Origin of the sequence: Bradyrhizobium sp. NBAIM08, assembly GCF_020193935.1 — a bacterium.
In the GTDB taxonomy this organism is placed as follows: Bacteria; Pseudomonadota; Alphaproteobacteria; order Rhizobiales; family Xanthobacteraceae; genus Bradyrhizobium; species Bradyrhizobium yuanmingense.
Genome location: NZ_JADYVR010000004.1, coordinates 634,011 through 656,574, shown reverse-complemented (window position 1 = coordinate 656,574; position 22,564 = coordinate 634,011). Strand labels below are relative to the sequence as shown.

The window sequence follows — 22,564 nt, the reverse complement described above, 5'->3', positions numbered from 1 at the left end:
TGCAAGAAAAAGCCGCAAGCCTGTGGAATTCCGCACTTGCGCGGAAGGCTATCGGGGGTAGATGTGGCCCATGAGGCCTCGGATTAAATTCGACCGCGTCGGACGGCCGGAAAACAGATGTTAATCCAAGGCGAGTACTCCTTGAATCGCCTTTGAAATCAGGGCTTTGCCCGTTAGCCGAAAGAGATCAGACTGATGGCAGCCATCCCTGGCGTCCGCCGTTCGGAGCTCGGTGACGCCTTGCGCGCTTGTCGCACGGCCTTCATCGGCGTCGGCCTGATGAGCTGCATGATCAACCTGCTCTATCTGACCGGGTCGATCTTCATGCTGGAGGTCTATGACCGGGTGCTGCCGAGCCGCAGCATCCCCACCCTGGTCGGCCTGATCATCCTCGCCAGCTTCCTCTACATGGCGCAGGGCGTGCTGGACATGATCCGCAACCGCATCCTGGGGCGGATCGGCACCGCGCTCGACGAGGCCCTCAACAAGCGCGTGTTCGATACCATCGTGCGCCTGCCGCTGCTGGTCGGCAGCCGCAACGAGGGCCTGCAGCCGCTGCGCGATCTCGACAATGTCCGCTCCTTCCTCGGCAGCATGGGCCCGAGCGCATTCTTCGACCTGCCCTGGCTGCCGCTCTATCTCGCCATCTGCTTCGCCTTCCATGTCCTGATCGGCGTCACCGCGCTGGTCGGCGCCATCATCCTGGTCGGGCTGACGCTGGTGACCGAGTTCATGTCCCGCCAGCCGGCGAAGGAGGCGATGGGCCTCGCCGCCCAGCGCAACGATCTCGCCCAGGCCAGCCGCCGCAACGCCGAAGTGATGGTGTCGATGGGGATGGCCGGCCGGATGAACCAGCGCTGGAGCGAGGCCAACGAAAAATACCTCGCCGGCAATCAGCGGGCGAGCGACGTCGCCGGTGGTCTCGGCGCGGTCGCAAAGGTGCTGCGGATGATGCTGCAATCGGCCGTGCTCGCGGTCGGCGCCTATCTCGTCATCCACCAGGAGGCGACGGCCGGCATCATCATCGCCGGCTCGATCCTGTCCGCCCGCGCGCTCGCGCCGGTCGATCTCGCCATCGCGCATTGGAAATCCTTCGTCGCGGCGCGCCAGAGCTGGCAGCGTCTGACGCGCCTGTTGGAGCAGATGCCGGCGCAGGCGATGCCGACCCAGCTGCAGGCGCCGACCAGCCGGCTCTCGGTCGAAGGCGTCGCCATGGTGCCGCCCGGCGATCAGCGTCTCGTGGTGCAGGATGTCACCTTCGCGCTCGCCGCCGGCAACGGCCTTGGCGTGATCGGCCCGAGCGGTTCCGGCAAGTCGTCGCTGATCCGCGCGCTGGTCGGGGTCTGGCAGCCGGTGCGCGGCAAGGTGCGGCTCGACGGCGCGGCGCTCGATCAATGGACGAGCGACGCGCTCGGCCGCCATATCGGCTATCTGCCGCAGGACGTCGAATTGTTCGGCGGCACCATCGCGCAGAACATCAGCCGGTTCGATCCCGAGGCCACCTCCGAGGCGATCATCGCCGCAGCCAAGGAGGCCGGCGTGCACGAGATGATCATCAAGATGCGCGAGGGCTACAACACCCAAGTCGGCGAGCAGGGCGCCGCGCTTTCCGCAGGCCAGGCCCAGCGCGTGGCGCTGGCGCGCGCGCTCTACGGCAACCCCTTCCTGATCGTGCTCGACGAGCCCAATTCCAATCTCGACACCGAAGGCGACGAGGCGCTGACCCGCGCCGTCCGCTCGGCGCGCGAGCGCGGTGCCATCGTCGTCGTGGTGGCGCACCGCCCGATCGGCGTCGAGGCGGTCGACCAGATCCTGGTGCTGCGCGACGGTCGCATGCAGGCCTTTGGGCCGAAGGAGCAGGTGCTCGCCCAGGTGCTGCAGCCGCGCGTGACGCCGCCGGCGCCGATCAAGATCGTCAGCGAAGGCGGAGTGGCCAAACCATGAGCACGAAGCCATGAGCACGTTGGCCATCGGCGGCACCAAGGCGGCCGCGAAGACCGTCCGCGACTCCATCAGGTTCCACCTGATGCTCGGCCTTGTGATCGTGCTGGTCCTGGTCGTCGGCCTCGGCGGCTGGGCCTCGACCGTCCTGATCTCGGGCGCGCTGATTGCGCCGGGCCAGATCGTGGTCGAATCCAACGTCAAGAAGGTGCAGCATCCGACCGGCGGCGTGGTCGGCGAGGTGCGCGCCCGCGACGGCGACCTGGTCAAGTCCGGCGACATCGTGGTGCGGCTCGACGACACCGTCACCAAGGCCAATCTTGCCATCGTCACCAAGAACCTCGATGCGGCGCAGGTGCGTGCGGCGCGATTGCAGGCCGAGCAGCGCGGCCTCGACCGAATCGAGTTCCCGCAAGGCCTCATCGAGCGGGCGGGCGATCCCGACGTCAAGGCGCTGCTTGCGGCCGAGACCAAGCTGTTCGAGGTCCGCGTCAATGGCCGCACCGGGCAGAAGGCGCAGCTCCGCGAACGCATCACGCAGCTCAACGAGGAGATCGCCGGTCTCAGCGCCCAGGAAAAAGCCAAGGACCAGGAGATCGCGCTGGTGCTGAACGAGCTCACCGGCGTGCGTGAGCTCTACGAGAAGCGTCTGGTGCAGATCTCGCGCCTGACCCAGCTCGAGCGCGACTCGGCCCGCCTCAACGGCGAGCGCGCGCAGTACATCGCCGCGCGCGCCCAGGCCAAGGGCAAGATCACCGAGACCGAGCTCCAGATCATCCAGATCGACAAGGACGTGGTCAGCGAGGTCTCCAAGGACCTGCGCGAAACCAACGACAAGATCGGCGAGCTGATCGAGCGCAAGGTCGCGGCCGAAGACCAGCTCCGCCGCGTCGACATCCGCGCGCCGCAGGATGGCATGGTGCTGCAATCGACGGTGCACACGATCGGCGGCGTCGTCACGGCCGGCGATACCTTGATGCTGATCGTGCCGCAGACCGACGATCTCCAGGTCGAGGCCAAGGTCAATCCGGTCGACATCGACAAGCTCCAGATCGGCCAGAAGACGCTGCTGCGCCTGTCCGCGTTCAACCAGCGCACCACGCCCGAGCTCAACGGTGTCGTCAGCCGCGTCTCGCCCGACGTCACCACCGACCAGCGCACCGGCCAAGGCTACTACACCATCCGCGTCTCGATGCCGCCGGAAGAGATCGCCAGGCTCGGCGACGTCAAGATGATCCCCGGCATGCCCGTGGAAGCCTTCGTCCAGACCGGCGACCGCACCATGCTGTCCTATCTGATGAAGCCGTTTCACGATCAGCTGATGCGCGCGTTCCGCGAGAAGTGATGCGGGACAGCGCGTCGTGATCTCGTAGGGTGGGTTAGGCGAAGCCATAACCCAACGCTTCTCTAACCGCGGATGCAGAAGTGGTGGGTTACGCTGCGCTAACCCACCCTACAACACCGCCTTCTTTGCTATAGTTCGACTCAGGCCCAATCACCTGGCGGTCGAACCATGCAATCTCCACCCTCCATCGCCACCCAATCCTTCACCGACGCGTCCGCGGCTGTCGCGCGGCTCGAGGAGATCTACGAGCGCAACACGAAATTCCTGCGCGACCGGTTCGAAGCCTATGTCGGCGGCGAAGCGATCACGATGCGGGTTCGCGCCTACTATCCCTTCGTCCGTATCACCACTGCGACGCATGCGCGGCTGGATTCGCGCCTTGCTTACGGCTTCGTCGCCGGGCCCGGCGTGCATGAAACCAGCGTGACGCGGCCGGATCTGTTCCGCAGCTATCTCACCGAGCAGATCGGCCTCTTGATCCAGAACCATGGCGTGCCCGTCGAGATCGGCGAGTCCGCCGAGCCGATCCCGATTCACTTCGCCTATCGGCGCGACATCAATATCGAAGCCGCCATCACCACCAGCGAGAATTCGCCCGTGACACGCTCGCTGCGCGATGCGTTCGACGTGCCCGTTCTCGCGACCATGGACGATTCGATCGCCGACGGCACCTTCGAGCTCCAGCCCGGCGCGCCCGAGCCGCTGTCCCTGTTCCGCGCCGCCCGCGTCGATTACTCGTTGCGCCGGCTTTATCACTACACCGGCACCGATCCCGAATATTTCCAGAACTTTGTGATCTTCACCAACTACCAGTTCTATGTCGACGCCTTCGCGCAAGCGTGCCAGCAGCGGCTGCAGTCCGGCGAAGCCGGGCTCGAAGCTTTCGTCGCGCCCGGCAACGTGATCACGAACAGCGGCGGCGCGATCAGCGGCACCGCGCCGACTCGCGCACCGCAGATGCCGGCCTTCCACCTGGTCGCACCTGGCTATCGCGGCATCACGTTGATCAACATCGGCACCGGTCCGTCCAATGCGCGCAACGTCACCGACCACGTCGCGGTGCTGCGGCCGCATGCCTGGCTGATGCTCGGCCATTGCGCGGGCCTGCGCAACACGCAGCGGCTCGGCGATTACGTGCTCGCGCACGGCTATGTGCGCGAGGATCACGTGCTCGATCGCGAGCTGCCGTTGTGGGTGCCGATCCCGGCGCTGGCCGAGATGCAGGTCGCCCTCGAGGAGGCGGTCGAGGACGTCACCGGGCTTGAAGGCTTCGAGCTCAAGCGCCTGATGCGCACCGGCACGGTCGCGAGCGTCGACAACCGCAATTGGGAAATTTCCGGGCCTGAGGTGATCCGCCGCCTGTCGCAATCGCGCGCGGTCGCGCTCGACATGGAATCGGCCGCGATCGCCGCCAATGGCTACCGCTTCCGCGTTCCCTACGGCACGCTGCTGTGTGTCTCCGACAAGCCGCTGCATGGCGAGATCAAGCTCGCGGGCATGGCCAGCGAGTTCTACCGCCGCCGCGTCGGCCAGCACCTCGAGATCGGCCTGAAGGCGCTGGAGCGGCTCAAGCAGCAGGAATCGGAACGGCTGCATTCGCGCAAGCTCCGCAGCTTTGCCGAAGTGGCGTTCCAGTAGGGCCGAAGCCGCACTTTGCTGCTGACAAGCGCAGCGATTTTCAGCATTGTCCGGCGCGGGGGCTCGACCGGGACGACTTGATGCCGCTCATGCGCCACAAGATCATTGGCCATGATCTGGAACGGCTGGCCTTTCGCTTCACCATGTTGAACGACGGCGAGGTCGTGCAGTGCCAGATCAGCGACGCCGCGATGGACGAGCTCGCGGGCATGCAGGGCACCGAAAGCAGCGCACGTCAGGCGCAATTCCTGTCGCTGCGCGAGACCATCGAGCGCATCGCGTCGGACCTCTACGACGAGGCACCGCGATTCCCGGGCTATGTGGTGCGCATTTTCATGCGGCATTTAGGACGGTAGCTGTCGCTCCTCTTTCTCACCCCTCCAGCTTCCTCAGCAGCAACCGCAGCGCCGCCGCTGCGAACATCTGCATGTTGCCGAGCCGGTCATTGCTCCCCGTCTCCAGCGTCATCACCTCCATGGCGGGCCCTGCAACCGCCATGCAGCTATGGCCCGCCGAATCGCCGTAGCGGTTGCCGGTGGGGCCGGCGGCGCCGGTCTCGGACAGGCCCCAGTCGCTGTCGAAGCGCGTTCGCATCTGCTCGGCCAGCAATTGCGCGTAGGGCTCCGACGACGACCGAAAGCCCTTCATTCCTTCGTCCGAAATATCCATCAGCACGCGCCTGGCATCGCGCGTATAGACCACCGCGCCGCCGAGGAAATAGGCGGATGCGCCGGGCACCGCGAGCAGGCTGGCCGCGATCAGACCGCCGGCGGAGGATTCGGCAACCGCAATGGTCTGTTTGCGCGCGATCAGTTTGGCGGCGACCTGTTCCGCAATGCCGACGAGCTCTTTCATGTCGTAACCCCTCATTCCTTCGCAACCGAGCTCAGCCTTCCTAGCATATGACAGGACGCTTGGCCGAGTTGCGGGCGGCGGGCAGGCCTGCTTGAATGGCGGGGACAAGAAGAGACATGCGAGGAAACGTGAGAAGGGAGACGTGATGGCGTCCCTGATCGCCGGCGGCATCGACTGCGACGTGCATCCGGCCGTGCCGCATCTGACCAGCCTGCTGCCGTACCTGAACGATTATTGGCGCGATCAGGTCACGACGCGCGGCATGGTCGACCTTATCTCGCAATCCTATCCGCAGAACTCGCCGATTACCGCGCGGCCGGACTGGCGCCCCGAGACCGGCAAGCCCGGTGAGAGTCTGGCGGACATGCAGCGTCACGTGCTCGATGCTTTCAAGCTCGAATACGCCATCTGCAATCCGCTCTACGGCGTGCAGATGGTGTTTTCGGAAGACATGCAGGCCGCCTTCTGCCGCGCGCTGAATGATTGGCTGGCGAAGGAATGGCTCGATCGCGACTCGCGGCTGCGCGGCTCGATCGTGATCCCCACGCAAAGCGTCGAGAAAGCCGTTGCCGAGATCGAGCGCTGTGCACCGGACAAGCGCTTCGTGCAGGTGCTGATGCTTGTCATGGGCGATACGCCGCTCGGCAAGCGCGCGCTGTGGCCGATCTACGAGGCCGCGGAACGTCTGGAACTCCCGGTAGGCATCCACGCCGGTTCCGCCTATCACAATCCGCCGACCGCCGTGGGTTGGGGGTCCTATCACATCGAGGATTATGTTGGGCAGGCCCAGGCGTTCCAGACCCAGCTCACCAGCCTGATCGTCGAGGGCGTATTCGCCAAATATCCGCGGCTGAAAATGGTGATGCTGGAGTCCGGCGTGTCCTGGATCGCGCCCTATCTCTGGCGCCTGCACAAGTTCTGGCGCGGGGTACGGATGGAGACGCCCTGGGTCGATCGCGCGCCGCTGGAGATTGTGCGCAGCAACATCCGCTTCTCGTTACAGCCATTTGATGCGCCGCCGGAACCTCAGACATTAATTCGCCTGTTTGATCATATGCAGTCGGACGAATTGGTCCTATTCTCCACGGACTATCCGCACTGGCAGTTCGACGGCCAGGACGCGCTGCCCGAAGGTCTGTCCCCCGATCTCGTGCGCAAGATCATGATCGACAATCCGCATGCAACCTATCCCCGCCTGAAATGAGCCCGCTGCCAAAGGAGGCAAGGCGATGAATATCCAGTTCCGCGAGAACCAAGAAGCCGCTTCCCCACTGAACGTCAAAACCGCAATCGCGGACTGCGACATCCATCCGGCGCGTACGACCCACACCGAGCTCTACCCCTACCTCGCCAAACGCTGGCAGCACCATCTCGAGGTTTACGGCGTCCATGCCTATCAGGGCATGATGGAAGGCCCGCCCTATCCGAAAGCCCAGCCCAACGCCTCGCGCCGGGATGCCTATCCGCCGGAAGGCGGCCCGCAAGGCTCCTCGCTCGCCTTCATGCAGAAGCAATTGCTCGATCCCAACAACGTGCAGCTGGGCGTGCTCAATCCACTCAACACCGGGCAGGGCATCCGCAATCACGAGCTCTCGGCCGCTCTGTGCTCGGCCATCAACGATTGGCAGATCGACAAATGGACCAGCAGGGATAAGCGGTTGAAGGCCTCGATCGTGGTCGGCAATGAGGACGGGCTATCGGCCGCCGCCGAGATCCGCGAGCGCGCCGGGGACAAGAACTTCGTGCAGGTGCTGCTGCTCAGCCGCAATGTCGAGCCGCTCGGCCAGCGTCGCTATTGGCCGATCTACCAAGCTGCGGAAGAAGCGGGGCTCCCGGTCGGCGTCCACGCCTTCGGCTTCGGCGGCAACCCGATCACGCCGTCGGGCTGGCCATCCTATTACATCGAGGAGATGGTCGGCCACTCGCAGTGCCAGCAATCGGCTTTGGCGAGCCTCGTGCTGGAAGGCGTGTTCGAGCGCTTCCCGAAATTGAAGATGGTGATGATCGAGGCCGGCTTTGGCTGGGCGCCGTCGCTGTGCTGGCGGCTCGACAAGGCCTGGCAGCGCCTGCGCAGCGAGGTGCCGCATGTAAAACGGCCGCCGTCGGAATATATCCGCGAGCAGGTGTGGTGGACGACGCAGCCGATGGAGGATCCTGAAAGGCGCGAGGATCTGTTCGATGTCATCAAATGGATCGGCTGGGATCGTCTCTTGTTCGCCACCGATTATCCGCATTGGGACTATGACGAGCCGTCGCGCGTGCTGCCGGCGGGAGTCAGCGAGGACAATCGCGAGGCGTTCTATCTCGGCAACGCAAAGAAGCTGTACGGGATAACCGCATGATCCGAAAAAGTGTGAAGCGGTTTTTCGGTCAGATCATGTGGAAAACATAGCATGGCGCGGCATGTGATTGCCGCGGTCGACGAGCTTCCGCCCGGCACGCGAAAATTCCTGGAGATCGACGGGCGGCCGATCGCAGTCTTCAACATCAAGGGCGAATATTTCGGCCTGATGAACCGCTGCCCGCATCAGGGCGCGGCGCTGTGTGAGGGCCCGCTGATCGGTCTCGCACAGTCGAGCAACCCCGGCGAGATCGAATACACCAAGTTAGGTGAGATCATCCGCTGCCCCTGGCACGGCTGGGAGTTCGACATCCGCACCGGCCAATCCTATTGCGACCCCCGCCGTTTCCGCGTGAAGGCCTATCCCGCCCATGTCGAGCCGGGCGCCAGCGTGGTGAAGGGACCGTATGTCGCCGAGACGATTCCGGTCAGGATCGAGAGCGATTACGTGGTGGTGGAGCTGTAGGCGGCACGGGCAGTACGCCCCTCGCCCCGTTCTTACGGGGAGAGGTGAAGAGAGTGCGCGTCCCGAAATGACACCGTCTAGCGGCCCGCCACCGGCTCCGGCACCGCATCATAGGCCGGCACTGTGCCGCCGCCGCGATACACCGTCGAGGCCGCGATGATGCCGAGCAGGGCGGCGAACATCAGCCAGAAGCCGGGCGCGGCCTTGTCGCCGGTGCGCTCGATCAGCCAGGTCGAGGCGAACGGCGTGAAGGTGCCGAACAGGGCGGCGGCGAGCGCGAAGGCGAGCGAGAAGCAGGTGGTGCGCACATGCGCCGGCACGATCTCGACGAGTGCGCCGAGCATGGTGCCGCTGTAGACGCCGAAATAGAACGAGAACATCATCTCGACCGCGAGCAACTTGCCGAACGTCGGCGCGGCCACCAGCCAGTGCAGCGCCGGATAGGCGGTGATGAGCGAAAGGCCCGCGATGGCGAGCAGTACCGGCTTGCGGCCGATGCGATCGGACAGCGCGCCGCCGACCGGATTCCAGACGAAGTTGCTCACCGCCACCAGCAGCGTGACCAGCAGAGCATCCTGGGTCGACAGCTTCAGCACGGTCTTGCCGAAGGTCGGCGTGTACACCGTGACGAAGTAGAACGTCGTCGTGGTCAGGATCGCTATCATCATGCCGAGCACCACGATGCGCCAGTTGGCGAGGGCGGAGGCGAGCACCTCGCGCGTCGTCGGATGCTTTCTCATCGCGAGGAAGGCTGGTGTCTCCTCCAGCGTCCGCCGCAGGACGAAGATCAGCGGAATAATCAGGCAACCGACGAAGAAGGGAATGCGCCAGCCCCAGGCGGCCACCGTGTCGGCCGGCATCACCTCGGAAAGAATGAAGCCGAGGATCGAGGCCACGAAGATCGCGACCTGCTGGCTCGCGGATTGGAACGAGGTGTAGAAGCCGCGATTGCCGGGCGTTGCAATTTCGGCGAGGTACACCGACACGCCCCCGAGCTCGACGCCTGCCGAGAAGCCCTGCAGCAACCGGCCGATCAGCACGATGACCGGCGCGGCGATGCCGATGGTCGCGTAGCTCGGGCAGAACGCGATGACGACGGTGCCGAAGGCCATGATGCCGAGCGTGACGATCAGGCCCTGGCGGCGGCCGATGCGGTCAATATAGGCGCCGAGCACGATCGCGCCGACGGGGCGCATGAGAGCGCCGAGCCAGAACACGCCGAACGTGTTGAGTAGCGAGGCCGTCTCGTTGGTGGAGGGGAAGAACGCCTTGCCGATCGCGGCGGCATAGAAGCCGAACAGGAAGAAGTCGAACTGCTCGAGGAAATTGCCCGAGGTCGCGCGCAGGATGGCGCCGATGCGCGATTTGATCGCGGGTGGATTGGTCGATGCGGCTGATCCAGCCATGGCGTTCTCCCCTTGGAAAGGCGTGGCCTTCCGAAAATCGTTCTTTCGGCAAGGCGACAGATTGATGCTGCGACAATATGCCATACCCCTTCCCGCGCGGGGCGAGGCGAGTCAACCGATTTCGCCGGGGAAGCTGATGAATTTTCAGGCTTTATTTTGCGCTGCAGCGATCATCCAGTCGCGAAAAGCGACCAGCTTTGGCGCCTCGCGACGGCCCTCGGGCGAGACCAGGTAAAAGCCGGCGTCCGCCGGCAGCGCGATCTTGAAGGGGACCACGAGCCGACCCTTGGCGATGTCGTCCTGCACGTAGGAGGTCCGTCCCATCGCCACGCCGATGCCGTCGATCGCCGCCTGGATGGTCATGAAGATCATGTCGAAGGTGATGCCAGGGTGTCTTGCGATATCGGCCGGCAGGCCCGCCGCGGTCAGCCACAGCCGCCAGTCGTCGCTGTTGGTGCTCGACGTGTGCAGCAGCGGATGGTTGCGCAGATCCTCGGGGCGGCGCAGCGGCTTGTCGCCGCGCAGCAGCGACGGGCTGCACACCGGAAACAGCTCGTCCGCCATCAGCCAGTCGGCGCGCAGGCCCGGCCATTGGCCGCGACCATAGCGGATCGCGGCATCGACATTGTCGCGCTGGAAGTCGACGAGGCTGGTCGAGGTGGTGATGCGCACATCGATGCCGGGGTGCTGCTCCTGGAAATCGGTCAGCCGCGGCAGCAGCCATTTGGCGGCGAGCGAGGCCAGCGTCGACACTGTCAGCACCTTGTCCTCGTCCTTGCGCAGGAGACGGTCCGTGGCGAGGCGCAAATCGTTGAAGGCGGCGCGGACGCCCGGCAAATAGTCGCGCGCCTCCGGCGTCAGCGCCAGCGCGCGGTTCTGCCGGATGAACAGGCGGATGCCGAGCTCCTCCTCCAGCCTGCGGATCTGATGGCTGATCGCGGTCTGGGTCACGTTCAGCTCGCTGGCTGCGAGCGTGAAGCTGAGATGGCGCGCGGCGGCCTCGAACGCCCGCAATCCGTTCAGGGAGGGCAATCTGGCAGTCATTTGGCAGCAGGATGCATGACGTTATTTCATGCGAAAAGGTACAAATTGTCGTTTGTCGCGGCGCAGCAGAAGGCAGATATTAGCGCTCAACTTAGCTCCAGGAGCTGAAAATGTCTACATTGACCGACAATTCGATGACAAATCATCATGCACAGGGCGTCCTCTACCAGATCGGCGAGGTCCTCCACGTCTGGCACGAGCGCTACCGGACCCGGCGCGAGCTGACCCACTGGACCGCCCGCGATCTCCAGGACGTCGGGCTGTCCTGGTCCGACATTGCCTACGAGGCAGAGAAACCCTTCTGGCGGGCCTAATAGGCCGCCAGGCCGGCGCCGCCTGAGCACAGGGGCGCCGGCGGTCCCCTTTCCGCCGGGCATGTGTCATGAGCACCCTTCGCCTCGAAGACCTCAAGCAATATTCGGACGTGCTGCGCACAAGGCACGATGAGCGGCTCAATGTCCGCTTCGTCGAGCCGCGCGACACCGATGAGCTGCAGCACTATTTCCGCTCGCTCTCGACCCGCTCCCGCTACAACCGCTTCTTCGGCGCGATCAGCGAGTTGCCCAAGGGCCTGCTGCACGATTTCCTCGAGGTCGGCGAGGGCGATCGCTTCACCATCGTGGCGACCATGATGGTCGACGGCTTCGAGACCATCGTCGCCGAAGCCCGCTATGCCTTCCATGCCGAAACCGCGACGCTCGAGTTCGGCCTCTCGGTCGATGACCGCTGGCAGGGCCACGGCATCGCTACCGCGCTGATGAAGAACCTCGAATGCCGCGCGGCCGCGCTCGGCGCCGAGCACATCTACGGCGACACGCTGCGCTCCAACGAGGCCATGGTCTCGCTCGCGCGCAAATCCGGTTTCACGTTCATCAACCACCCCGATGACTGGAAGCTGGTGCGCTTCGACAAGGAGATCAACCTCGCGCCGCAAGACATTCCCTGCGCCAGCTGGCGCCTCGCCGCCCTTTCCCGTCAGGCCGATAGCCCCTCAGCCTCGGCCTGACACCACTGCAGCCCGGCCTGGTTATCCAGAGCCGGGCCTTTTTTGCGCTCTATCTCCCCTCGTCATTCCGGGGCGCGCGTAGCGCGAACCCGGAATCCATTTCACCGCGCGTTTTGCGGCCCAATGGATTCCGGGTTCGATGCTGCGCATCGCCCCGGAATGACGGCGCTTGTGTCGGAGCTACTTCCCCGTGAACACCGCCTTGCGCTTGTCGATGAAGGCCTGCACGGCCTCCTTGTGGTCGGCGGTCGTGGTGAGGCGGACCAGCCGCTCGGCTTCGTGGTCGCGCGCGGTTTCGAAGTCGAACAGCAGGGCCTCGTCGAGATTGTCCTTCATGTAGCGGAGCGCGAGGCGCGGGCCTTCGGCGAGCGATTTGGCCAGTGCGAACGCCTCGGTCTGCAATTTGTCGTCGGGCACGACGCGGTTGACGAGGCCGATCGCCTCGGCGCGCGCGGCATCGACGCGCTCGCCGGTGAACATCAATTCGCGCGCCCGCGCGGTGCCGACCAGCCGAGTGAGCAACCAGGCGATGCCATAATCGCCGCTGAGCGCGATGCGGGCATAGCCGGTGGCGACGAAGGCGGATTGCGCGGCGATGCGGATGTCGCAGGCCATGGCGATGGCGAGCCCGGCGCCGACTGCGGGGCCGGGCAGCGCAGCGATCGTCGGCTTGCGCACAGACACCAGCGCGCCGGTGAGCAGCCGCTGCCGCTCCTGCAGGTCGGCGACCTTGTCGTCAAAGGACATGTCGAGCTTCGCCTTGTCGCGATGCGCACCCATGCCCTTGACGTTGCCGCCGGCGCAGAAGGCTTCGCCCGCGCCGGTCAGCAGCAGCGCGCCGACATCGGGATTCTCGCCGCAGCTCCGGATCATCGTGCGCAGCGCCGGCGTCAGCGCGTCCGACAGCGAATTGCGCGCCTCCGGCCGGTTCAGCGTGATCACAGCGACGCGGTCGCGGATCGTGCAGAGGAGCTCATTGGTGCCGGTGTCGATGGTGGTTTCCGTGGTCATGGTTTCTCCCTTCCTTCGTCATTGCGAGCGAAGCGAAGCAATCCAGAATCTTTCGGCGGAGACAGTCTGGATTGCTTCGTCGCTTCGCTCCTCGCAATGACGGGTATTGTTGTCAGCTTGCCCTCAAAACCTCTCCACCCAGGGCCGCAGCTCCAGCTCCCAGCTCCAGGCGCTGCGCGGCTGCTGCAGCACGTTCCAATAGCTCTGTGCGATCGCGTCGGGATCGAGCATCGAGTCCGGCTTGTCCGCCGGATCCGTCCGCGCGGCGCTCCTGATGCCGCCGTCGATGACGAAATGCGCGACATGGATGCCCTGCGGCGAGAGTTCGCGCGCCATGCTCTGGGCAAGGCCCCGCAGCGCGAACTTGCCCATCGCGAAGGGAGCGGACTGCGCATAGCCCTTGACGCTGGCGGAGGCGCCGGTGAACAGGATCGCGCCGTGCTGGTTCGGCAGCATGCGCTTGGCGGCCTGCTGCGCCACCAGGAAGCCGCCATAGGCGCTGACCGCAATCGCCTGCGCGACGTCGGCCGGCACGAGATCGACGAACGGCCCGCGCGTGCGGCCGGAGGCGTTGTAGACGACGAGGTCGGGCGTGCCGATCTCGCGCTCGACCAGACCGAACAGCCGCTCCACCTCGTCGGGCTCGGTGGCGTTGCAGGCATAGGCCTTGGCCCCGGTCTCGGTGCAGAGCGCGCCAAGCTTCTCGATCTTGCGTGCGGCGAGCGCGATGCGGATGCCCTGCGCCGCTAGCAGGCGTGCCAGCGATGCGCTGAGGCCTTCGCCGGCACCGACGATGAGGGCGATCTTGTACTTCGGGTGTTCCATGGCGTGATCTCTCGGAAGTAGGAGCCGCTGATCTATGCATGGTCCGCGCAGACAACCAGCCGGCGCGATCACAATTCCGCAGGGCGAGTTGCTCCCTCGCGGCGATCATGCCGCCCTGACATTTTGCGGCTTTATCGCTGTCCGCGACTGGAGCATGATCGACATCATCCAAAGCGGCAAGCGCAAAGAATTGCCGTCGGACGGAAACGAAGAGGACGATCATGCCCGGACCGGTTAAAGCGCAGCCAAAAGATATCGCGGCCGCACCCTCCGGCCTGCTGGCGCCCGATACGTCGGGCATGAATTTCTACCGCGCCGATCCCGCGCTCACGGACCTGCTCCGCATCCATCTCCCGGAGAATCTGTTCCGACACATCGAGCCGCATCTCGACCGGCTCGGTGAGCTCGCCGGCGGCCATCTCGACGAATGCGCGCGGCTCGCCGACCGGCACACGCCCATCCTGCACCAGCGCGACAAGTTCGGCCGCGACGTGCAATGGATCGAATATCATCCGGCCTATCGCGAGCTGGAGAACGCTGCATTCGGCGAGTTCGGCATCCACGCGCTCTCCATCCGCAAGGGTGTCATGGGCTGGCCGGACAAATACCCTGTTGTGGCCAAGCACGCCTTCACCTTCCTGTTCAACCAGACCGAATTCGGCATGGGCTGCCCGATCAACGTCACCGATGGCTGCGCCAAGCTCTTGGCGAATTTCGGCAGCGAGGCGCTCAAGGCGAAATATCTGGATGGCCTGACCTCGACCGACATGAGCAAGCTGACCCAGGGCGGCCAGTTCATGACCGAGAAGGAAGGCGGCTCCGATGTCGGCACGCTGACCACGCGAGCCGTGCAGGAAGGCGACCATTGGCGCCTCTATGGCGAGAAATGGTTCTGCTCGAATGCCGACGCCAAGGTCGTGATGCTGTTGGCGCGCCCTGAAGGCGCCGGCCCCGGTACGCGCGGCGTCGGCCTGTTCCTGATGCCGCGCTTCCTCGACGACGGTTCGCAGAACCACTACCGGATCGTGCGCCTCAAGGACAAGCTCGGCACCCGCTCGATGGCCTCTGGCGAGATCAAGCTTGAAGGCGCGATCGCCTACGCTGTCGGCAAGCTCGACCGCGGTTTCGTGCAGATGGCCGAGATGGTGAACTCCTCGCGGCTCTCCAACGGCGTCAAGTCCACCGCGCTGATGCGCCGCGCTTATCATGACGCGATGACGGTGGCGACCAACCGCGTGGTGTTCGGCCAGCGCATTATCGATCTGCCGCTGGGGCGGCGACAAATGCTGAAGATCATGCTGCCGGTGGAGCAGGGCCTGTCGATGAGCTTCCTCACTGCTGATGCCCTCGACCGTGCCGAGGCCGGCAGCCAGGATGCCGCGGCGCTGCTGCGCATTCTCACGCCGACGCTGAAGTTCCGCGCCACGCGCGATGCGCGCAAGGTTTGCGGCGATGCGCTCGAGATGCGCGGCGGCATCGGCTATATCGAGGAATTCGCCACCGCCCGCCTGTTGCGCGATGCGCATCTCGGCTCGGTCTGGGAAGGCACCGGTAACATCGTCGCGATCGATGCGCTGCGGCGGGCAGTCGGCCGCCACGGCGCGGAATCCGCGCTCGCAGCCGATCTGCACGCCCGGCTCGGCGACAGCGCCTCGGTGCCGCAGGCTTGGCGCGATCATCTGCGTGGCCTCACCGACCGCGCCGTCGACTTCGCACGCGAAGTTGCGGCCAAGTCCGAGAACGAAGCCGATGCGCGCCGCGCTACCAGCGCGCTCTATCACGTCGCCAGCGCAGTCGCGCTCGCCTGGGAAGCACACCGCATTTACGAGATGCGCGGCGATGCACGCCGGCTGCTGCTGTCGCGCCTCGTGATCGACCACCGCGTGGCGCCGAACGATCCGTTCCGGCTGACGGAAAATGCCGCGCAGGCGAAGATGGCCGAACTGCTGCTCGGCGATCGCGCAGCCGGCATGAGCGAGGTTGGCGAACTGGTTCTGGCGGCGTAGGCTGCGCGCTGCGATCAAACAAAAAGCGCGATAGGGAGTGTTCGATGAAGGCCGCCGTCCTCTATGAAGTCAACCAGCCGCTCGTCATCGAGGACATCAGCCTGCCGAAGCCGGGACCGCGCGAGGTGCTGATCCGCACCGCCGTCGCCGGCCTCTGCCACTCCGACCTGCATTTCATGGAAGGGCTCTATCCGCATCCGCTGCCGGCAGTGCTCGGACACGAATCCGCCGGCGTGGTCGAGCAGGTCGGCTCCGATGTCACCTATGTGAAGCCCGGCGACCATGTCGTCACATGTCTCTCCGTCTTCTGCGGCACCTGCGACAATTGCACGACCGGCCGCACTGTGCTCTGCACCGACGCGACGGTGAAGATGCTGCCGGGCGTTTCGAACCGGATGCAGTGGTCGAAGCCGGAGAAGCTGCACCAATTCCTCAATCTCTCCTCCTTCGCCGAGCAGATGCTGGTGCACGAGAATGCCATCGTGAAGATCCGCAAGGACATGCCGCTCGATCTCGCCGCGCTGATCGGCTGCGGTGTCATCACCGGCTATGGCGCGGTGGTGAACACGGCGAAGGTGACGGCCGGCGAGACCGTGGCGGTGATCGGCTGCGGCGGCGTCGGCATGGCCGCGATCAACGGCGCGCAGATCGCCGGCGCCGGCCGTATCATCGCCATCGACACCAATCCCGCAAAACTCCAGCTCGCGACCAAGCTGGGCGCGACCGACATCATCAACCCGGCCGACGGCGATGTCGTGAAGCAGGTCCGCGACCTCACCAATGGCGGCGTGCACCATTCCTTCGAGGTGCTCGGCCGCAAGGAAACGGCCGAGCAGGCCTTCGCCATGCTCGCCTCCGGCGGCACCGCCACCATCGTCGGCATGATCCCGTTTGGGCAGAAGATCGAGCTGCACGGCTTCGACTTTCTGCGCGAGCGCAAGATCCAGGGCTCCTCGATGGGCTCGAACCACTTTCGGGTCGACATGCCGCGCCTGGTCGACTTCTATTTGCGCGGCCGGCTGCATCTGGAAGACTGGATCTCGGCCAAGCTGAAGCTCTCCGAGATCAACGAGGGTTTTGCCAACATGAAGGCAGGCAAGACGCTGCGCAGCGTGATCGTGTTCGATAGCTAGCGGCCGTTACGGTGTCATCGCCCGGTCAAGCCGGGCATGACAGTTCGTAGCCCGGATGGAGCGAAGCGCAATCCGGGATCTTTGTCGCGGATCGGCTGTCCCGGATTTCGCTTCGCTCCATCCGGGCTACAGGACTTCGAAGCATCAATCATCGAACATCTTCGGCGGCACGAAGCCGCCGAACTCGCGCTCGATCAGCTCGGCGAGCTTGAGCGGCGTCCTGTCCTCGAGGAAGGGACCGACGATCTGCACACCGACAGGCAGACCGTGTTTCGACAGGCCGAGCGGAACGGCCGTTGCCGGCAGGCCCGGAAGCGTTGCGATGCCCGGCCAGGCGAGCTGGTCGGAATAGGGGTAATCCTTGCCGTCGATGCTGATCGTTCGCAGGCGTTGTTCCGGCGAATGATCGTGCGGAAAGGCCGGCGTCGGCATGATCGGGCAGATCACCGCGTCGAAGCTCTTGAACAACGCGCGCCATTGCGCGCGCAGGACGGCGCGGGTTCCTGCGTCGAGCACCCAGGCGCGGTGGCTCGCGGTGATGCCGCGCAGTCGCTCCGCGCCGAGGCTGCGATCTTCCGGCGAGAGCTGACTCGCCCGTGCCTGCGCATCCGCCAACTCGTCGGGAGGCAAGAACGCGCCGAGGAAGCCCAGCAGCATGCGCATGTAAAGCCGCGACGTCTCCGCAAAGTCCGGGAGCAGCGCGCTCTCCCCTGCGACGGGGACGCCGGCCTTCGCAAGATCGGCCGCGAGCTTGTCGATCGCGGCGCGGACATCCCGGTCGCTCGGCAGCAGGGGATGGCTGTCGATCACCAGGACACGAAAATCCCGCAGCGACTGATGCCGCGCGGCCGGCAAATCGAGCTTGTAGGCGATACCGGAATCGAGCGGATCGGGCCCCGCCATGACGTCGAGCAGCAAGGACAGATCCGCCGCATTGCGCGCCATCGGCCCGATGACGGCGAGGTCGCCCTCGCGCGGAATGGCTGGAAACGGCGGCGGGGTCTCGCCGCGCGCCGCGCAGAGATTGAGGGTCGGCTTGTGCGCGAACACGCCGCAATGAAATGCCGGCACACGCAGGGAGCCACCGATGTCCGAGCCGGTGGCGAGCGCGCAATAGCCTGCGGCGAGGGCTGCCGCCGATCCCCCGGACGAACCGCCCGGCGTGCGGCCGAGATCGTAGGGGTTGTTGGTGGTGCCGTAGATGTCGTTGTAGCTCTGCCAGTCGCCGAGGCCGACCGGCACGTTGGTCTTGCCGAGGATCACGCCGCCGGCCTGCTTGATGCGGGTCACCGCCAGCGCGTCTTCCACGGGCTTGAAGCCCTTCTGCGGCACGAATCCCCAGGTCGTCGGCAGGCCTGCGATGTTGAAGGATTCCTTGATCGTCGTGGGCAGGCCGAGCAGCGGCTTGTGCTCGTCGCGCGCCAGCGCCGCATCCGCCTCGCGCGCCGCAACGAGCGCGCGATCGAAATCGCGCACGCACACCGCGTTGATCCTGCCGTCGTGCCGTTCGATCCGCGCAATCGCATCCTGCGTGAGCTCGACCGCCGAGACCTTCTTCGCACGCAACGCGGCCGACAGTTCGACCGCACTCTTGAAACTCCATTCCGATCCGGCCACGGCGCTTCTCCCGCTCTTGGATGATGATGCGCAGTCTGGCCGAATCTCGCAATGGCTGTTTGATGGAGATTGATGTGCTGCTAGCCGTAAACAGCGAATGTGATACGAGCTACGCTGCCCCCAGCCGTGGTTCCCCCGTCCAGATCAGGCCGCGCCCGCCTTGGCGAGGAAGTCGAGCAACAACCTGCTCACCGCGGCCGGCTGCTCCTGCTGGACCCAATGGCCGGCGCCGTCGACGAGATGGCAACCGAGCATCTTCGTGCACGCGCTGCGCTGCATCGTCTCGAATACGCCGGGCCGTTGATAGGTGCCCCAATCCTGCTTGCCCGAAATGAAGCAGGAGGGCACGTCGATGCTGCGGCCGGCAAACAATTGCATCTCGTTGTTGAGCATGCCCGACGTGCCGTAGCGGTACCATTGCAGCCCGCCCTGAAATCCGGTGCGGCTGTATTCGGTGCTGTAATAGGCGAGCTCGTGGTCCGGCAGCCATTGATTGGCGGCAATCGCGGCCGGCGAGGGCATTTCCTTCGCGACCGTCTCGGCCATGGTCTCGTGCAAGTCCATCACGTAATAGGTTGGCAGCTTCGCCAGCTCCTGTGCCGACCATGCCTGTAGCGGATAAGGCTTGTTGTCGGTCCAGTCCGCGCTCTTGTGATGATAATAGGCGCGCAGGAAATCATGCACGCCTTGCGGTGCGCGGTGCATGTCGGCGTTTGCCTCCGGCGTCGAATAGTACCATTGATAGTGTTTTCGCGGACGCGGCAGCGCGGCGAGCTCCCGATGGACCAGGTCTTCCACCGCGGGCTTTGCCGGATTGTCGACCGTGCCGAACGGCAGCGCCGGTGGACCGCCGAACGGCGCGCTCATCAACGTCACCGAACGAAACACGTCGGGCCGGATCAAGGCGCACCAGGCCGCGACCGGGCTGCCGAAATCATGCCCGACCACGTCGACCTGCCTGTAGCCGAACGCCGACACCAGGGCGAGCGCATCGCGCACGAGATTGAACAGCGAGAACGGCGCGAGAGGGCCGTCGTAGTCCGCGCTCCAGCCCGTAGTGCGCCCGTAGCCGCGCTGGTCCGGTGCGATCACGTGGTAGCCGGCCGCGCTGAGCGCCGGCATCACCTTGCGCCAGGAGAAGGCGAGCTCGGGAAAGCCGTGCAGCAGCAGGATGCAAGGCCGTCCTTTGGTCTCGAATCCGGCCTCCAGCACATGCATCCGCAAGCCGTTGATGCCCTCGACGTGACGCGAGCGGATGCCGGCGGGCAGGGGGATGTCGGGGAGCGCGGTCATGGTATTCTCCACACGGGCAGTATCGTAGGGTGGGTTAGCCCCGGGGATTGCGCGAAGCGCAAGCCGCGCGGCGTAACCCACCTCTTTATGGAGGCAGAAGTGGTGGGTTACGCTCGGCGTCTGCGCTTCGCGTAGCCGCAGAGCTAACCCACCCTACGACAGCCAGACTAAACCGCCACACATTCGAACGCGTTGCCCTTGCGCCTGATCTTCCCGACCGACGGCGAGGGGAAATGCGCGGTGCAGCACAGCGTGTCGGTGTCGCAATAGCGTTCCAGGAAGCTGCGGCGCGTTTTCGCGGCTTCGGCCGGATCGACGTCGAACTTGATCGACAGCTCCGGATAGAGCGTCTGCAGCGGTGAGTGGATGAGATCGCCCGAGAACACCGCATCGTCCTTGCCGCGGCCCATCGTGATGGCGATATGGCCCGGCGTATGGCCAGGTGTCGGCAGGATGCGGACGTGGTCGCCGATCTCGTGGTCGTTGCCGACGAGCTCGTGCCTGTTGGCCTCGACCACCGGCAACACGCTGTCGACGAAGGGCGGGATCTCCGTCTTCTCGTTCTGCGCGGACCAGTGATCGAATTCCTGCTTGGCGAACAAATAGCGCGCCTTGGGGAAGGTCGGCACCCAGCGGCCGTTCTCCAACCGCGTATTCCAGCCGACATGGTCGACATGCAGATGCGTGCACATCACGAAGTCGATGTCGTCGACCGAAAACCCCGCGGCGCCGAGGCCGCGCAAATAGGTGTCGTCGGTCTTCATGTTCCATTTCGGCCGCGGCTGCGGCTTGTCGTTGCCGATGCAGCTGTCGACCAGGATGGTGTGGTGCGGCGTCTTCACCACGTAGGACTGGAAGCACAGCAGCAGCACGTCCTCTTCGTCCAGCGCCTTCGCCTCGCGCATCCACGCCCGGTTCTCGGCCAGCACCTCGGCCGTCAGCCCCGGCAGCATCTCAAGCGCCGGGACGAACGAGGTCTCCTGCTCGATGACGCGATGGATGGTGAGATCGCCGACCGAGAATCTGAGGCTCATGAGAACTCCTGAACTCTATGCAGGTGGCGGCACCGAGATCTTCACCGAGGGCCGCTCCAGCATCTTCTGGTGGAAGGCGTCGAGCTTCGGATAGGCCTTGCGCCAGCCGCAATCGGCGAAGCGGAAGTCGGCATAGCCGAGCACGCAAACGAGGCCGATCTGCGAGATGTCGAACGGGCCGTTCAGCACGTCAGGCATGTTCTCGAAGCGCGCCATGCCGGTCCAGGCCCTGTTCCAGTGGTCGTCCGACCAAGCCTGCCATTGCAGGCCCTGCGGCCGCACCATCTTCTCGTAGCGGCACAGCAGCATGGAATCGAGCATGCCGTTGATCAGCGAGTGATTGGTCTTGGCTTTCCAGCGCCGCGGGCCGTAATCCGGGATCAGGCTGCCGCCGGCGATCTCGTTGAGATATTCGACGATGACATAGGAATCCAGGATCACGTCGCCGTCATTGGTGATCAGCACCGGCAGCTTCTTCAGCGGCGTGATCTTCGAATAATCCTCGTTGGCGGTGCCCGGCGTGACGCTCGCGGGCACGAGCTCGATCTTGTCGATCAGCCCGAGCTCGATCGCAGCGATGCGCACCTTGCGGGCAAAGGGCGAGGCGGGGGAGAAGGTGAGCTTCATGGAGAGTATCCCACAAATGAACGTTTTGTTTCGTCATTGCGAGGAGCGAAGCGACGAAGCAATCCAGAGTGTTGCCGCGGAGGGATTCTGGATTGCTTCGCTTCGCTCGCAATGACGGCGAGAGGGCGGAGGCTTACGCCGCCACGATCTCCTGGCGCTGCTCGCCGAGGCCCTCGATGCCGAGCGTGACGACGTCGCCGACATTGAGGAACGTCGGCGGCTTCATGCCGAGGCCAACGCCGGGCGGGGTGCCCGTGGTGATGACGTCGCCGGGCAGGAGCGTCATGAACTGCGAGACGTAGGAGATGCACTTCGCCATTGAGAAGATCATGGTCTTGGTCGAGCCGGTCTGTCGGCGCTGGCCGTTGACGTCGAGCCACATCGACAGGTTCTGCACGTCCTTGATCTCGTCCTTGGTGGCGAGCCACGGCCCGAGCGGGCCGAACGTGTCGTGCGACTTGCCCTTGGTCCATTGGCCCAGGCGCTCGATCTGGAAGGCGCGCTCGGAGACGTCGTTGCAGACGCAATAGCCGGCGACGTGATTCAGCGCGTCGGCTTCCGAGACGTACTTGGCGCGGGTGCCGATGATGGCGGCGATCTCGACCTCCCAGTCGAGCTTGGTCGAGCCGCGCGGCTTCTCGACGGGATCATTCGGGCCCGACAGCGAGGTATTGGCCTTCATGAAGATGATCGGCTCGCTCGGGATCTCGGCGCCGGTCTCCTTGGCATGGTCGGAATAGTTGAGGCCGATCGCGACGAATTTCGAGATACCGGTGACGGGGGCGCCGAACCGGGGCTTGCCGGAGACGGCGGGCAGCGAGGCGGGATCGAGCGCGGCCAGCTTCTTCAGGGATTCAGGCGAATAGGCCTCGCCGGTGAGGTCCTTCAGATGCACCGACAGGTCGCGCAACTGGCCGGATCTGTCGATCAGGCCGGGCTTTTCCGCACCCTTCTCGCCATAACGAACAAGCTTCAT

General features: G+C 64.9%; 22 protein-coding genes. 12 read left to right on the top strand and 10 right to left on the bottom strand.

Annotation, left to right across the window (positions count from 1 at the left end):
• Window positions 1-195: 195 nt before the first annotated feature.
• From I6F37_RS17800 to I6F37_RS17785, 4 genes are all read left to right on the top strand, one after another.
• The gene (locus I6F37_RS17800; RefSeq protein WP_035997082.1) at window positions 196-1,944 is read left to right on the top strand and encodes a type I secretion system permease/ATPase; all 1,749 of its coding nucleotides are present in this window, start codon (window positions 196-198) and stop codon (window positions 1,942-1,944) included.
• Window positions 1,945-1,954: 10 nt separating this feature from the next.
• The gene (locus tag I6F37_RS17795) at window positions 1,955-3,286 is read left to right on the top strand and encodes an HlyD family type I secretion periplasmic adaptor subunit (protein ID WP_225111513.1); all 1,332 of its coding nucleotides are present in this window, start codon (window positions 1,955-1,957) and stop codon (window positions 3,284-3,286) included.
• Between the two features lie 168 nt (window positions 3,287-3,454).
• Window positions 3,455-4,924: an AMP nucleosidase gene (locus I6F37_RS17790; RefSeq protein ID WP_225111514.1), complete on the top strand. Its 1,470-nt coding sequence runs from the start codon at window positions 3,455-3,457 to the stop codon at window positions 4,922-4,924.
• A gap of 89 nt (window positions 4,925-5,013) precedes the next feature.
• Window positions 5,014-5,280 (top strand): DUF1488 family protein, encoded by a 267-nt coding sequence (locus I6F37_RS17785; RefSeq protein WP_225152202.1) that lies wholly within the window; start codon window positions 5,014-5,016, stop codon window positions 5,278-5,280.
• A gap of 16 nt (window positions 5,281-5,296) precedes the next feature.
• Here I6F37_RS17785 and I6F37_RS17780 read toward each other — a convergent pair whose 3' ends face one another.
• Entirely contained in the window at window positions 5,297-5,779 is a 483-nt protein-coding gene (locus I6F37_RS17780; protein ID WP_225140821.1) for a CinA family protein, read from the bottom strand.
• A gap of 145 nt (window positions 5,780-5,924) precedes the next feature.
• On the opposite strand from I6F37_RS17780, the gene I6F37_RS17775 reads away from it, so the two are divergent.
• From I6F37_RS17775 to I6F37_RS17765, 3 genes are read left to right on the top strand one after another with little or no spacing between them, the layout of a single operon-like run.
• A complete protein-coding gene (locus I6F37_RS17775; protein WP_225129046.1) occupies window positions 5,925-6,983 on the top strand; it encodes an amidohydrolase family protein in 1,059 nt (352 codons plus the stop codon).
• Window positions 6,984-7,008: 25 nt separating this feature from the next.
• Window positions 7,009-8,121, top strand: coding sequence for an amidohydrolase family protein (locus I6F37_RS17770; RefSeq protein ID WP_225152201.1), 1,113 nt, complete (start codon window positions 7,009-7,011; stop codon window positions 8,119-8,121).
• Window positions 8,122-8,172: 51 nt separating this feature from the next.
• Window positions 8,173-8,586 carry a Rieske (2Fe-2S) protein gene (locus I6F37_RS17765; protein ID WP_109142280.1) on the top strand — a complete coding sequence of 138 codons (414 nt, stop codon included), beginning with the start codon at window positions 8,173-8,175 and terminating at the stop codon, window positions 8,584-8,586.
• A gap of 77 nt (window positions 8,587-8,663) precedes the next feature.
• Here the strand turns inward: I6F37_RS17765 and I6F37_RS17760 are convergent, their stop codons facing one another.
• Together I6F37_RS17760 and I6F37_RS17755 are read right to left on the bottom strand one after the other, a co-directional pair.
• Window positions 8,664-9,992, bottom strand: a complete 1,329-nt coding sequence (locus tag I6F37_RS17760; protein ID WP_109142281.1) for an MFS transporter — start codon at window positions 9,990-9,992, stop codon at window positions 8,664-8,666.
• Window positions 9,993-10,136: 144 nt separating this feature from the next.
• Complete coding sequence (locus tag I6F37_RS17755) at window positions 10,137-11,036, bottom strand: transcriptional regulator GcvA (RefSeq protein ID WP_225152199.1); 900 nt, start codon at window positions 11,034-11,036, stop codon at window positions 10,137-10,139.
• Window positions 11,037-11,146: 110 nt separating this feature from the next.
• Between I6F37_RS17755 and I6F37_RS17750 the strand changes: the two genes are divergently transcribed.
• Together I6F37_RS17750 and I6F37_RS17745 are read left to right on the top strand one after the other, a co-directional pair.
• Entirely contained in the window at window positions 11,147-11,350 is a 204-nt protein-coding gene (locus I6F37_RS17750; protein ID WP_128266734.1) for a DUF1127 domain-containing protein, read from the top strand.
• 68 nt (window positions 11,351-11,418) lie between these two features.
• Window positions 11,419-12,042, top strand: a complete 624-nt coding sequence (locus I6F37_RS17745) for a GNAT family N-acetyltransferase (protein WP_225152197.1) — start codon at window positions 11,419-11,421, stop codon at window positions 12,040-12,042.
• 180 nt (window positions 12,043-12,222) lie between these two features.
• Here I6F37_RS17745 and I6F37_RS17740 read toward each other — a convergent pair whose 3' ends face one another.
• Window positions 12,223-13,053 (bottom strand): enoyl-CoA hydratase, encoded by an 831-nt coding sequence (locus I6F37_RS17740; RefSeq protein WP_109142285.1) that lies wholly within the window; start codon window positions 13,051-13,053, stop codon window positions 12,223-12,225.
• A 123-nt stretch (window positions 13,054-13,176) separates the two neighbouring features.
• Entirely contained in the window at window positions 13,177-13,878 is a 702-nt protein-coding gene (locus I6F37_RS17735; protein ID WP_225140827.1) for an SDR family oxidoreductase, read from the bottom strand.
• A gap of 34 nt (window positions 13,879-13,912) precedes the next feature.
• On the opposite strand from I6F37_RS17735, the gene I6F37_RS17730 reads away from it, so the two are divergent.
• The 3 genes from I6F37_RS17730 to I6F37_RS17720 are packed head-to-tail and all read left to right on the top strand — an operon-like array spanning window position 13,913 to window position 17,017.
• Window positions 13,913-14,116, top strand: a complete 204-nt coding sequence (locus tag I6F37_RS17730) for a hypothetical protein (RefSeq protein ID WP_035997131.1) — start codon at window positions 13,913-13,915, stop codon at window positions 14,114-14,116.
• Window positions 14,100-15,884, top strand: a complete 1,785-nt coding sequence (locus tag I6F37_RS17725) for an acyl-CoA dehydrogenase family protein (protein ID WP_225152195.1) — start codon at window positions 14,100-14,102, stop codon at window positions 15,882-15,884. Before I6F37_RS17730 ends, I6F37_RS17725 begins: the two co-directional genes overlap by 17 nt.
• Before the next feature lie 44 nt (window positions 15,885-15,928).
• A complete protein-coding gene (locus I6F37_RS17720; RefSeq protein WP_035997137.1) occupies window positions 15,929-17,017 on the top strand; it encodes a Zn-dependent alcohol dehydrogenase in 1,089 nt (362 codons plus the stop codon).
• 144 nt (window positions 17,018-17,161) lie between these two features.
• On the opposite strand, the gene I6F37_RS17715 is transcribed toward I6F37_RS17720, so the two are convergent.
• From I6F37_RS17715 to I6F37_RS17695, 5 genes are all read right to left on the bottom strand, one after another.
• The gene (locus I6F37_RS17715; protein ID WP_225152193.1) at window positions 17,162-18,634 is read right to left on the bottom strand and encodes an amidase; all 1,473 of its coding nucleotides are present in this window, start codon (window positions 18,632-18,634) and stop codon (window positions 17,162-17,164) included.
• A 144-nt stretch (window positions 18,635-18,778) separates the two neighbouring features.
• Window positions 18,779-19,927, bottom strand: a complete 1,149-nt coding sequence (locus I6F37_RS17710) for an alpha/beta hydrolase (protein WP_276573779.1) — start codon at window positions 19,925-19,927, stop codon at window positions 18,779-18,781.
• Between the two features lie 167 nt (window positions 19,928-20,094).
• On the bottom strand, window positions 20,095-20,961 hold the full coding sequence (locus I6F37_RS17705; protein ID WP_225152191.1) for an MBL fold metallo-hydrolase: 867 nt from the start codon (window positions 20,959-20,961) through the stop codon (window positions 20,095-20,097).
• Window positions 20,962-20,976: 15 nt separating this feature from the next.
• A complete protein-coding gene (locus I6F37_RS17700; RefSeq protein ID WP_035997146.1) occupies window positions 20,977-21,588 on the bottom strand; it encodes a glutathione S-transferase family protein in 612 nt (203 codons plus the stop codon).
• A 133-nt stretch (window positions 21,589-21,721) separates the two neighbouring features.
• On the bottom strand, window positions 21,722-22,564 hold the full coding sequence (locus I6F37_RS17695; protein WP_225152189.1) for a fumarylacetoacetate hydrolase family protein: 843 nt from the start codon (window positions 22,562-22,564) through the stop codon (window positions 21,722-21,724).

Coding starts and splice junctions, on each gene's coding strand:
- I6F37_RS17800 (WP_035997082.1), top strand. CDS start 196: ATGGCAGCCATCCCTGGCGTCCGCCGTTCGGAGCTCGGTGACGCCTTG.
- I6F37_RS17795 (WP_225111513.1), top strand. CDS start 1,955: ATGAGCACGTTGGCCATCGGCGGCACCAAGGCGGCCGCGAAGACCGTC.
- I6F37_RS17790 (WP_225111514.1), top strand. CDS start 3,455: ATGCAATCTCCACCCTCCATCGCCACCCAATCCTTCACCGACGCGTCC.
- I6F37_RS17785 (WP_225152202.1), top strand. CDS start 5,014: ATGCGCCACAAGATCATTGGCCATGATCTGGAACGGCTGGCCTTTCGC.
- I6F37_RS17780 (WP_225140821.1), bottom strand. CDS start 5,779: ATGAAAGAGCTCGTCGGCATTGCGGAACAGGTCGCCGCCAAACTGATC.
- I6F37_RS17775 (WP_225129046.1), top strand. CDS start 5,925: ATGGCGTCCCTGATCGCCGGCGGCATCGACTGCGACGTGCATCCGGCC.
- I6F37_RS17770 (WP_225152201.1), top strand. CDS start 7,009: ATGAATATCCAGTTCCGCGAGAACCAAGAAGCCGCTTCCCCACTGAAC.
- I6F37_RS17765 (WP_109142280.1), top strand. CDS start 8,173: ATGGCGCGGCATGTGATTGCCGCGGTCGACGAGCTTCCGCCCGGCACG.
- I6F37_RS17760 (WP_109142281.1), bottom strand. CDS start 9,992: ATGGCTGGATCAGCCGCATCGACCAATCCACCCGCGATCAAATCGCGC.
- I6F37_RS17755 (WP_225152199.1), bottom strand. CDS start 11,036: ATGACTGCCAGATTGCCCTCCCTGAACGGATTGCGGGCGTTCGAGGCC.
- I6F37_RS17750 (WP_128266734.1), top strand. CDS start 11,147: ATGTCTACATTGACCGACAATTCGATGACAAATCATCATGCACAGGGC.
- I6F37_RS17745 (WP_225152197.1), top strand. CDS start 11,419: ATGAGCACCCTTCGCCTCGAAGACCTCAAGCAATATTCGGACGTGCTG.
- I6F37_RS17740 (WP_109142285.1), bottom strand. CDS start 13,053: ATGACCACGGAAACCACCATCGACACCGGCACCAATGAGCTCCTCTGC.
- I6F37_RS17735 (WP_225140827.1), bottom strand. CDS start 13,878: ATGGAACACCCGAAGTACAAGATCGCCCTCATCGTCGGTGCCGGCGAA.
- I6F37_RS17730 (WP_035997131.1), top strand. CDS start 13,913: ATGCATGGTCCGCGCAGACAACCAGCCGGCGCGATCACAATTCCGCAG.
- I6F37_RS17725 (WP_225152195.1), top strand. CDS start 14,100: ATGCCCGGACCGGTTAAAGCGCAGCCAAAAGATATCGCGGCCGCACCC.
- I6F37_RS17720 (WP_035997137.1), top strand. CDS start 15,929: ATGAAGGCCGCCGTCCTCTATGAAGTCAACCAGCCGCTCGTCATCGAG.
- I6F37_RS17710 (WP_276573779.1), bottom strand. CDS start 19,927: ATGACCGCGCTCCCCGACATCCCCCTGCCCGCCGGCATCCGCTCGCGT.
- I6F37_RS17705 (WP_225152191.1), bottom strand. CDS start 20,961: ATGAGCCTCAGATTCTCGGTCGGCGATCTCACCATCCATCGCGTCATC.
- I6F37_RS17700 (WP_035997146.1), bottom strand. CDS start 21,588: ATGAAGCTCACCTTCTCCCCCGCCTCGCCCTTTGCCCGCAAGGTGCGC.
- I6F37_RS17695 (WP_225152189.1), bottom strand. CDS start 22,564: ATGAAGCTTGTTCGTTATGGCGAGAAGGGTGCGGAAAAGCCCGGCCTG.